Genomic DNA, 10,538 nt, shown 5'->3' with positions numbered 1-10,538 from the left:
GGTTGAACCACAGTCGCTTGTTATCTCTGAATAAAGAAACCACTCTGAATTTTGTTGAGCTGGAAGGTTGTGCTGACTTCCCTGAAGTAGCGGTTAATGCCTATGGCGATCGCGACGCTTTGAAAGGTAATGTGGATTTACCCGTCCGTGGTTATATCGACGCACATACTCATATTTCGTCCTACGAATTTATGGGCGGAAAATTCATGGCGGGAGAGCCTTTCCACCGCTTCGGTGTAGGGGAAGCACTGAAAGATTCTGCCCATCTTCACGGTAAAGATGGATCGCTCGACCTGATTGGTAATCTCTACACCTTTAACGATATTAACAACCGCTACGACACCCGTGGCTGGCCAGATTTTCCCTGGTGGCCAAATCATCAGCAGATGAGTCACTCGGGCTACTACTATAAATGGATGGAGCGTGCTTACCTGTCGGGGCTACGCATTATGGTTACCAACCTGGTTGAAAATGAAGTGCTCTGCTGGGCTCAGAGCCGGATCAATCCTGCATCATGGATAAACCCGAACAGCTGCAATGTTATGGACTCAATCCGCTTGCAGGCACAGCGGCTTCGTGAACTCGAAGAGTATGTCGATGCGCAGGCGGGAGGGCCGGGTAAAGGCTTTTTCCATATTGTCACCACACCTCAGGAAGCCCGTGAAACAATCGCCGAAGGGCGGATGGCCGTGGTGCTGGGTATTGAAGCCTCGGAAACCTTTAACTGCGGACTGAATGACTACTGCACTCGTGAAACCATAGAGGCTCAACTTCAGGAAGTATACGACCTTGGGGTTCGCTCTTTGTACCCGACTCATAAATTCGATAATCAACTGGCCGGATCTGTTGTTGAAAGTGGTTTTATTAATATCGGGCAGCTGCTGTCTACGGGGCGCTTTTTTGAAACAGAAGAATGTGCAGCACATACCCACGGTAAGCCAATGACGTCCGGCTTTCCTCTTATCGGAGATATCCCTGTTATTCGGGAAATTCTTGATGCCGTGCACCTTAATCCGGAATACGACGAATCTCGTCCGCACTGCAATCAACACGGCCTGAGTCCTCTGGGAAGCTACCTCGTGAACCGCATGATTGACCTGAAAATGATGGTTGAACTGGACCATATGAGTGACGCAACCGCGACAGCGGTCATGGATATTGCCGAAGCCAGAGGTTACAGCGGTGTTCTCTCGACGCACAGCTGGATGCTTAATGCGCCAGGTGGAGCCGTGCATCGTAATACTGAGCGTCTGATTGAAGCGGGCGGATTCGTAGCCCCTTATAATAGCGACGCGACGGACCTGGTTCGTCGTGTTGATCGTTATCTGGATATTCTGGCAGATACCGAATATCTCAACGGTGTCGGTATTGGTACCGACATGAGTGGCCTGGGTGGACAGCCGGGTCCGAGATCGGATGTGGCAACGAACCCATTACTTTATCCATTTATATCGGAGTTCGGTATCGAGTTTAACCGCCAGGTATCAGGTAACCGGACCTTTGATTTTAATCAGGATGGAATGGCGCATTACGGCATGCTTGCGGATTTTATCGAAGACCTGAGGCAGCAGGCGCCAGTGCGAACCTATGAAGCTGTCATGACGTCTGCAGAGGCGTATCTGCAGACCTGGGAGCGATCAACGGCCGCGGGTGTCACCGAGCATTATGAACCGACTGGTCTGAAAGACATTGATTAATTACGTAATCTGGTAAGAACATTTTCCAGGGAAGAATCCAGGGGTATGCCGCTGCTGTTCAGAACACCAGCGAGCCCCTGGTACCAGCCGATTGACATACTTCAGCGTCTTTGCGGACAACTTCAGGGTCAACAGCATGACACGAGGCGAAGTTCAGAGCTCGGCCTTTTCTGAAACCTATAATGCTGCAAGAGTGTTTGTGCTTGGGGGGCTTCGCGCTTTTCTGGCGCAGTCTCAGGGCTAAGCCCGGATAATCGAATTATGGCGCCAGATCAAGATAATGAGACTTGGATTTGCAGGCCAAAAGCACCCGGTGGTAATCTTGACGAAGCTGCCCGCAGAGGTGGCATTCACCACAACTCCTGGGTAGTTAACAACCTGTGAGAGGCTCAAGAATGAGACCAATATACGCTTCAGTCAGTGCGCTGTTAGGAATGACCTGCGCTTTGTCTGCAATTGCCGCCGAACCGTTTAATTACGACTATCTGGGTATCACTTACGATTACCAGCGTATTGGCGTTGATGGCTTCAGTGAAGAACTGGAAGGGCATCGGGTTACGGCAATATACTCCGAAGAGCTGAAGCAAGGGCTCATCTATCAGGCGTTCGGTACCACCGAATTTACCGATGACGAGTTGATGAGTTCTGGAGATTCCTACTTCTACGAGCGGGATTCTATCGATCTGGGTGTCAGTTTAGGCGCTCATATTCCATTCACGGCAAAAGCGGATGCAGTGGGAACCGTCAAGCTGGGTTACTCATTCTATGACGTCTACTCAGGTCTCAAATTGGATGGTGATGCCACCACGACCGTGGTCGATGAGTCAGGCTCTGAGCCCTTTGCGGACATATCTGCGGGTATTCGCTGGTTCCTGGATGACTACAACAGTATCGATATTCAGCCCTTGCTCGGTGTCATTGTGACAGAAGATACCAACGACGCTTACTTTCGTGGTCGGGTCAGTACGCGCTTAGTCGGTACGATGGAGGCGTATCTCGATATGACGACCTATCTGGATTCAGATTATCGTGCCTTTGGAACAGGCATATTCCTCTACTACTGAAATAAATAATAACCATGGAGTGCAAGAGGATTTGTGCTCCTGCAAACCAACAAGGACGTTGAATGAAACCTTTCCTGATTCTGCTACTAACTATCGCTCTCCTCGCCTGTGGAGGAGGCTCTCCCGCCACTACGTTAAGCAGCGGTACAGATGAAGAAACTGACGAAGGGCTGTTCCGTGAGTGGACAGAAACCGATAGCGGTTTCCTTCTTGATCTCACCGGCGGCGCACTAAACAGTAACCTCGCCTATTACTTTGTCGAAGAAGACGGATCACGTTGTGATTGCAGTCTGACGTTTCTGGGTGACGAAACATCAGGTTCCTATGTTCTTAAGCAGTGCACGTATCGGGTAGGAAGTTCAGGCGGAGACCCTGGCTGTAATTCTTCTAATCACACTGGGACGTACGAGCGGGACAATAATCGGCTTTCGATTTGTGACGACACTCAGGATTGTTCCACATATCGCTGAGTGTCTGAAATAAACGCGTTGATCATGAATCAGAAGTAAACACGGATACCGTAAACGTAGGTTGGGGCAGAGTGCTCAATATCTTTCTGGTAAGAAAAACGACCAGACAGAATGTCTGAAATATTCAGCTCCGCAGACAGGTCGACGATAATCGAATCTTCCTCTTCACCGGTCGCATAAGACACAGTGCCTGATAATTCCAGAGGTGAGTATTCAGATAGACGATAACGGGTTTCAAGATTAAGCGCCGAGCTGTCGGTATAGGTTACCGTGGACTCGCTGAAAAAGAAATTCACATCAGTGCGCTGAAACTTAGTTTCTACATCAGACTTAATTTCGCTGTACGACAGTCCTGGGATGAAGTGCAGGGTAGGGGTGATCTGGAAGTAGCGATCGATAGCAATCCGTAATGTCCGCTGATCAACATCGGCACCATATCTGGCTTCATCTGTCTCATAGCGGTCTTTCAGCTCAACAAATCCCGCGGAAACACTGGCGACTACCTGATATCCAAGATCTTTCTGGAGCTCAAGGACCGTTGCTGTTGTTTTTTCAGGCTCTCCCGAAGAAGGAGAATCCAGCTTGCTCTTTGCGAAGCTAGCCTGAACGTAATCATAGTTTATCGCCGAGTCGGCAAATGACAGAGTAGGAAGGGCAACGGCCGCAGCCAGGACAGCAGACTTGAACGAGGGCATAGTGTTTTCCGTAATCGCAGCGCATCAGCGCCCGTTTCTGATAATTATTATTATGCCCGATAGTACAGAAACTGCCCGGATTATCAACAGAGTTCTGAGGCTGCAGAACGAAAGAGGCCCGCACGACGCGCCGCTGTGACCGGCGCGGATGCGGGCCTGAAACCCAGCGAAGTAATTAGCTCAGATCAAAACGATCCGCATTCATCACCTTCACAAAGGCCTTCACGAAGTCATTAACGAACTTCTCTTTGTTGTCGTCCTGAGCATACACCTCAGCGTATGAGCGCAGAATCGAGTTGGAGCCAAATACCAGGTCGACACGCGTAGCAGTCCATTTGGTTTCGCCGCTCTTACGATCAACAATGTTGTAGTGGCTCTTGCTCGCGGGTTCCCATTTGTACGCCATATCGGTCAGGGTAACGAAAAAGTCGTTGCTCAATACACCGACATTATTTGTGAATACGCCGTGCTCGCTGTCGCCAAAGTTGGTACCCAGCACACGCATACCACCGATCAGAACCGTCATTTCTGGGGCTGTCAGACCCATCAACTGAGCGCGGTCGAGCAGCATTTCCTCTGGCGAAACGACGTACTCTTTCTTGGCATAGTTGCGGAAGCCGTCAGCGAGAGGCTCAAGGACATCAAACGACTCAGCATCGGTCTGATCGTCAGTGGCGTCTCCACGACCCGGCGCAAATGGGACAGTAAGGTCCACGCCCGCATCTTTCGCTGCTTTCTCTACCGCAGCCGTACCGCCGAGTACGATCATATCGGCAATACTGACGGGCTTACCGAAGCCAGCACGAATGCCTTCAAGAACAGCCAGAACTTTTTGCAGGCGCTCAGGCTCATTACCTTCCCAGTTTTTCTGAGGCGCTAAGCGGATGCGTGCACCGTTCGCACCACCGCGAAAATCCGAACCACGGAAAGTACGAGCGCTGTCCCAGGCAGTCGCGACCAGTTCAGCGACAGTCAGGTCGGTTGCCAGAATCTGCGCTTTCAGGTCAGCAACCTCTGAATCGCTCAGCTCATAATCCACTGCAGGAATCGGGTCCTGCCAGATCAGATCTTCTGCTGGTATATCTGCACCCAGGTAACGGCTCTTCGGCCCCATATCGCGGTGGGTCAGCTTAAACCAGGCACGGGCGAACACATCTGAGAAGTACTCAGGGTCTTTATGGAAACGTTCGCAGATTTTGCGGTATTCCGGGTCCATTTTCATCGCCATATCGGCGTCTGTCATCATCGGCATGGTGCGGATGCTCGGGTCTTCAACGTCTACCGGCATATCCTCTTCCTTGATATCCACCGGCTTCCACTGCCACGCACCCGCAGGGCTCTTGGTCAGCTCCCACTCGTGATTCAGCAGCATATCGAAGTAGCCCATATCCCACTTGGTCGGATTGGTTGTCCAGGCACCTTCAGGGCCGCCGGTCAGGGTATCGCGACCAATGCCACGACCCTTATGGTTGTTCCAACCAAGACCCTGTTCATTCACGTCCGCGGCTTCAGGTTCAGGGCCAAGATCATCCGCGTTCGCGTTACCGTGACATTTACCCACGGTGTGGCCGCCTGCAGTCAGGGCTACGGTTTCTTCATCGTTCATCGCCATACGCTTAAAAGTATCGCGTACATCAGCTGCTGACTTGAGTGGGTCAGGTTTGCCGTCGCGGCCTTCCGGGTTCACATAGATCAGGCCCATCATTACCGCAGCGAGTGGGTTTTCCATCTCGTGATCATCGGAATAACGGCTGTTATCGTTGTTACTCGGTGCCAGCCATTCTTTCTCTGAGCCCCAGTAGGTGTCTTTTTCAGGGTGCCAGATATCTTCACGACCACCGGCGAAACCAAAGGTTTTCAGGCCGAACGACTCGTACGACAGGTTACCGGCCAGAATCATCAGATCTGCCCACGAGAGCTTGTTACCGTATTTCTTTTTGATTGGCCAAAGCAGGCGACGCGCCTTATCAAGGTTCGCGTTATCCGGCCAGCTATTCAGCGGCGCGAAGCGCTGGTTGCCGGTGTTCGCACCACCACGACCATCGGCAAGACGGTATGAACCCGCAGCGTGCCACGCCATACGAATCATCAGGCCGCCGTAATGCCCCCAGTCGGCGGGCCACCAGTCCTGGCTGTCAGTGAGCAGTGCTTTCACATCATTCTTCACAGCCTCGAGATCAAGCTTTTTGAATTCTTCGGCGTAATTGAAATCTTCGCCAAGCGGATTCGTTTTGGTGTCGTGTTGGTGGAGAATGTCGAGATTCAGGCTGTTCGGCCACCAGTCGGTGTTCGAATTTCCGTGTTGCGTGACACTGCCGTGCATAACCGGGCATTTGCCCGCAGAATTGTTGTCCATCGTCGCACCTCATCAATTGCTATCGTTGTTAGCGTTGCTTGTGATTACTAAGATACAGAGTAGCGCGATACGTTGATATTAAAATTATATTAAATATATTGATCTGATAGTTATAACTGATTATGTCGGGTTGGACGGTATGAGGGCGCAAGCTTCAGGGCCGCACCCGCACAAAGTCAGCTGTTGGCTGCTACGGCTGACCGGTTGAATTGAACCAACAGCATAATGACAGAGGCAACAATGACAGGAACAAATGATACCCAGAGCACGATATCCCACCCCCAGTAGCTGAGTATGCCCCCCGAGGCAAAAGAGCCGATTGCCATCAGCGAGAATACGATGAAATCATTCAGTGATTGCACACGGTTTTTCTCTTCTGATCGGTGGCACTGTAGGATCAGCGCTGACGCTCCGAGAAAGCCAAAATTCCAGCCTATGCCCAGTACGATCAGCATGGACCAGAAGTGGAGTACATCCACACCATGGAGAGAAATTCCGGCTGCAATGGCAGTGAGTATCAATCCTAGAGCTGAAATACGGATGGCTCCGAAACGCGCAATCAGGTGCCCGGTAAAAAAGCTGGGCCCATACATGGCAATCACATGCCATTGAATTCCCAGGTTTGCATCGGCCTGCGAGTGTCCATGAAAATGCATCGCAAGCGGAGCGGCCGTCATCAGGAAGTTCATCACCAGGTAAGAGACGGCACCACAAACAACGGCAGGCAGAAAGAGGGGCTGGCGAATAATGTCACCCAGCGCGCGACCTCCAGCAACTTCTTCAACGCTAGGGCGTGGCAACTTAACACCCGACAGAACTGCGCCGGCAAGGGCTGCAGTAAGCGCCTGAATCAGGAAAGACGCCGCAAAGGGTGGAGTATCTAACCCGGGCAGAGAGAGATTCATCGTGTGCGTAATCAGCTGGGGGCCAACGACACCTGCCGCGATTCCGCCAGCCATCACCATAGACAATGCTCGTGGCTGCCTGTCAGGCGCTACGCCATCGGTCGCCGCAAAACGAAAGGACAGAACCACCGCAGCATACGCGCCGCCGAATATTGTCGACAGGCACAGAAGAGTGAATGAACTGTAGATCATTGCAGCCATCGCCGATACCCCCGAAAGTACCCCCAGAGCAGTACCGGCCTGAAATGCAATCAGGCGCCCATAGCGCTGTGCTATGAGCCCCGAGGGCAGAATGCAAAGTGCCATGCCTACAACAAACAGAGAAATCGGGAGTGTCGCCAGTGCCGGATCAGGAGCCAGCTGATGACCTATGACCGCGCTGGTGGCAAAAATCACGACCGAGTTTGCACCCGCCAGTGCCTGAGCAATGGCCAGACGCCAGATATTATTGGTTTGTTGAGCTTCACTGAGTTGCATGGATGAGTGCCTTAAAGTCCCTGAACCTGACGTTCCTGAACACGGAGCTTATCGTATATTTAGCGTCATCGGCGAGGTGTGAGAGGTGAAATAGTGATATTCAGAAATGACCTCCCCATAGGAGGCCGAATATAATTTGTGACTAATTGAAAATTAATGATATTTTATCAATTTTCGGAGTTAGTCATCCCGGAACATCCGTTGCTGGATGGTCGAAAGGACATTGATGGTCATTAGTAAAAGTTACTAAGAAGTAGTAAGAGTTAGTAATTCTTACTTGACGCAACGGGCATGTTGGGACTAGAGTTGCCTGTAACACGGCCCCGATCAGTAACCTCTACGGAGGAAGCTGCTGAGGGGTTTTTTAATGCCTGTCGTTCATGCTCACCAGTTCCAGTGCTGCCAATCATCTATTGCACCCATTGCATCCAGTGACAGGGCAGGTTCGCTTCCGCTCAACGGAAACTCTTCCAGTAAACTTGACATACGCTCCCACCAGTTAGATGTTGGGTTTATCGTTTGTAGCAAGTGCTGGATTATACAGAATAGTAGGAATGGCCTGGCAACCAGACGTCCGTTATCCCACGCATGACGGAATATAGGCACTTCTGACTTCCCCGGCTTTTGCGGTTGATCAATGATGTTTCGATTCCAGAGGCGGCTGTGGTGTGCACATACGTTACGAAGGTAGTTCAGACTACGAAGCCATGAGGCAAAGACACCACCATTCTGAATTCCATATCGACTCGATATCGTATCCTGGTGTTCATCTTTTAGGCCGGCAAACAAGCGTGACATACAGCCGAAGTCCCAGACTTCGCAGGCAATCCAGATAGCAATCGGCAGGCCATATTTCTCTTTGTTGTGTTTAATGAACTCTTCTTTGGATCTATCGAGTAACCTTGCATGGTTAGTCAGCCAGACGTGGTAGTCGCTCAGGCCGCCTCTTGCATTTAGGTTCTGTGTAAACTCGTCTGACAGTAGCTCTGGCTTGAGGTAAGCGAACGCATCAAGTTCACCAAGTGTGTGAGATATATCGACCCGAAGAGCAACTTCTATTCTCTCTAATGCATCAAGTACCAGCAACCGCAGTTTCTTATCAAACACATACAGCTCGACAGCATCCTGAAAGCTAAGGCCGTGCTTAAAGGATTCAAGAGGGAATGTTTGAACTTTCTTATCTTTCTTCGATGGTTTGCCCGGCAGCTCCGGAATTGAGCAAGCCGGACCTGAGCGCTCTCTGAATGGGTACCAGTAACCGCTCAACCGATAGTACCCTATACGCCGCAAAGCCTGCTCTGCACGTTGTTCGTCAGTGACTGCTAATCCGTGTGCTTGCAGCTTGTCTAATTGCTCTTCAATGCTGAGCCAAGGTTTGTTGTAGGTCATCGTTTGTCCATCAATCTAACCGGTTACCAGATCATGGTACTACAGAGAACAACTTTTTCAGCAGAGCCTTATTGTCTTGCGAGCTTTCCTTGCTTTCAGTTTTTGCGTCTTTTTCTTGCGGCGTCTTTCCGGGTCGCCAGAGCTTATTTCAGGAGGCTCTTTGAACCCTTCACCAGCTTTAGATAAACGAGCACGAATAATACGAGCCGAGGCATTTGTATCTTCTTGAGACATACCACGCTTGGCTTTCTCTTTGGTGATGTTCGTAGTTTTTGCCATCCTGTGGTGCCGCAATTTAGAAATACATTGCAAACAGCCAACATCGTTTACGCTAAGTTATTGATTTATAGTGTAAAAAGATGGCCTCCCCATAGGAAGCCGAATATTTCTTATAACTCATTGAAAATTAAAGATAATTTCAACAGATATTTATGTTGTTACCCCGGAAGTTACCCCGATCAATCCGTTGATAGACGGTCGACATGACACTACCGGACATTAGTAGAAGTTACTAAAAAGTAGTAAGAATGAGTAATTCTATCTTGACGTGACCGGCTCATCGACATAGAGTTCTTTGTAACACGGCCCCCGCCTCTTTGCTCTTACTTCGGTAGGATGTCATACGCGGGGGTTTTTTATTGCCTGATGAAAACCTACCACCATGCATGCCAGTTGCTCGGGGCCCCCATTGCTTCAATACTAATTTTGTAATCGGAAACAACGTTAGGGAATTGATCCAGATGCCCTTTCATGCGGTTGTGCCATTCACTCGACGGATTCAGTTGCAAGACCATGTGGCGACATATAGCGATTAACAGAAACGGCCGTGATTTAAGTTCGGCATCAGTGAGTCCACTTGATCGCATTTGGTCCAGCCAGGATAGTGCTCCTGGGCCAGGTATGGAGGGCTGGTCGATAATGTTCCGATTCCAGAGGCGGCTGTGATGTGCGCAGATATTTCTTAAATAGTTTAGAGAACGCATCCAGCTCTGAAAGGCTTCCCAATCGGGTACTCCGTATTTTCGAGCAATCTGAGTCTGATGCTTTACTTTCATCATGGCAAATAGTTGCGATAAAGCGCCAAAGTCCCAAGTCTCTATGGCAACCCAGATAGGTAAGTCTGGACCATGGTTCGCCTTATAATGTTCGACGAAGTCCTCTTTGGAACGTGCTTCAACGTAAATACGCTTCTGATTCCAGGCACTGAATGCAGTTGGCTTGCCACTGCTCTTGGTTTTATTGGCAAATGATTTGTGCAACTTGTCTTGCTTGGTGTGTGCAAAGGTATCTAGTCTGCCCAGTAGATGGGCGACATCTACCCGCAACGCAATTTCAATGCGCTCCAGAGCATCCAGTAGGAGCAGTCTGAGCTTCTTATCAAAGAGATAGAGTTGTACCGAGTCTTTCAGTTCAGTATTGGGAATGTAATCATCTGTGACACCTGATACTCGCCCTTTAGTATCGAAACTCTTTTGCCTGAATGGA

At 50.2% G+C, this 10,538-nt stretch carries 9 protein-coding genes; 3 read left to right on the top strand and 6 right to left on the bottom strand.

All coding sequences use genetic code 11. From position 1 onward, the window contains the following. From B2067_RS05305 to B2067_RS05295, 3 genes are all read left to right on the top strand, one after another. Window positions 1–1,697, top strand: a 1,697-nt coding sequence (locus tag B2067_RS05305) for a membrane dipeptidase (protein ID WP_301387701.1), incomplete at its 5' end; no start/stop codon positions are given. Between the two features lie 395 nt (window positions 1,698–2,092). Next, window positions 2,093–2,761 carry a hypothetical protein gene (locus B2067_RS05300; protein ID WP_301387700.1) on the top strand — a complete coding sequence of 223 codons (669 nt, stop codon included), beginning with the start codon at window positions 2,093–2,095 and terminating at the stop codon, window positions 2,759–2,761. A 62-nt stretch (window positions 2,762–2,823) separates the two neighbouring features. Beyond that, window positions 2,824–3,231 carry a hypothetical protein gene (locus B2067_RS05295; protein ID WP_301387699.1) on the top strand — a complete coding sequence of 136 codons (408 nt, stop codon included), beginning with the start codon at window positions 2,824–2,826 and terminating at the stop codon, window positions 3,229–3,231. A 29-nt stretch (window positions 3,232–3,260) separates the two neighbouring features. Here the strand turns inward: B2067_RS05295 and B2067_RS05290 are convergent, their stop codons facing one another. The 6 genes from B2067_RS05290 to B2067_RS05265 form a co-directional block, all read right to left on the bottom strand. Further along, complete coding sequence (locus B2067_RS05290) at window positions 3,261–3,926, bottom strand: hypothetical protein (protein WP_076515004.1); 666 nt, start codon at window positions 3,924–3,926, stop codon at window positions 3,261–3,263. 175 nt (window positions 3,927–4,101) lie between these two features. Further along, a complete protein-coding gene (gene katG, locus B2067_RS05285) occupies window positions 4,102–6,282 on the bottom strand; it encodes a catalase/peroxidase HPI (protein ID WP_301387696.1) in 2,181 nt (726 codons plus the stop codon). 176 nt (window positions 6,283–6,458) lie between these two features. Continuing rightward, complete coding sequence (locus tag B2067_RS05280) at window positions 6,459–7,664, bottom strand: MFS transporter (RefSeq protein WP_301387695.1); 1,206 nt, start codon at window positions 7,662–7,664, stop codon at window positions 6,459–6,461. Between the two features lie 384 nt (window positions 7,665–8,048). After that, the gene (locus tag B2067_RS05275; RefSeq protein ID WP_301387694.1) at window positions 8,049–9,053 is read right to left on the bottom strand and encodes an Abi family protein; all 1,005 of its coding nucleotides are present in this window, start codon (window positions 9,051–9,053) and stop codon (window positions 8,049–8,051) included. A 57-nt stretch (window positions 9,054–9,110) separates the two neighbouring features. Then, a complete protein-coding gene (locus B2067_RS05270) occupies window positions 9,111–9,332 on the bottom strand; it encodes a hypothetical protein (protein WP_301387692.1) in 222 nt (73 codons plus the stop codon). Between the two features lie 374 nt (window positions 9,333–9,706). Beyond that, window positions 9,707–10,538 (bottom strand): Abi family protein (locus B2067_RS05265; RefSeq protein WP_301387690.1); only part of this gene is annotated, 832 nt, incomplete at its 5' end.

This window comes from Thalassolituus sp. UBA2590 (assembly GCF_002339775.1).
GTDB lineage: Bacteria > Pseudomonadota > Gammaproteobacteria > Pseudomonadales > Oceanobacteraceae > Thalassolituus.
This window is presented reverse-complemented; position numbering and strand designations above follow the sequence as displayed.

Coding starts and splice junctions, on each gene's coding strand:
- B2067_RS05300 (WP_301387700.1), top strand. CDS start 2,093: ATGAGACCAATATACGCTTCAGTCAGTGCGCTGTTAGGAATGACCTGC.
- B2067_RS05295 (WP_301387699.1), top strand. CDS start 2,824: ATGAAACCTTTCCTGATTCTGCTACTAACTATCGCTCTCCTCGCCTGT.
- B2067_RS05290 (WP_076515004.1), bottom strand. CDS start 3,926: ATGCCCTCGTTCAAGTCTGCTGTCCTGGCTGCGGCCGTTGCCCTTCCT.
- katG (WP_301387696.1), bottom strand. CDS start 6,282: ATGGACAACAATTCTGCGGGCAAATGCCCGGTTATGCACGGCAGTGTC.
- B2067_RS05280 (WP_301387695.1), bottom strand. CDS start 7,664: ATGCAACTCAGTGAAGCTCAACAAACCAATAATATCTGGCGTCTGGCC.
- B2067_RS05275 (WP_301387694.1), bottom strand. CDS start 9,053: ATGACCTACAACAAACCTTGGCTCAGCATTGAAGAGCAATTAGACAAG.
- B2067_RS05270 (WP_301387692.1), bottom strand. CDS start 9,332: ATGGCAAAAACTACGAACATCACCAAAGAGAAAGCCAAGCGTGGTATG.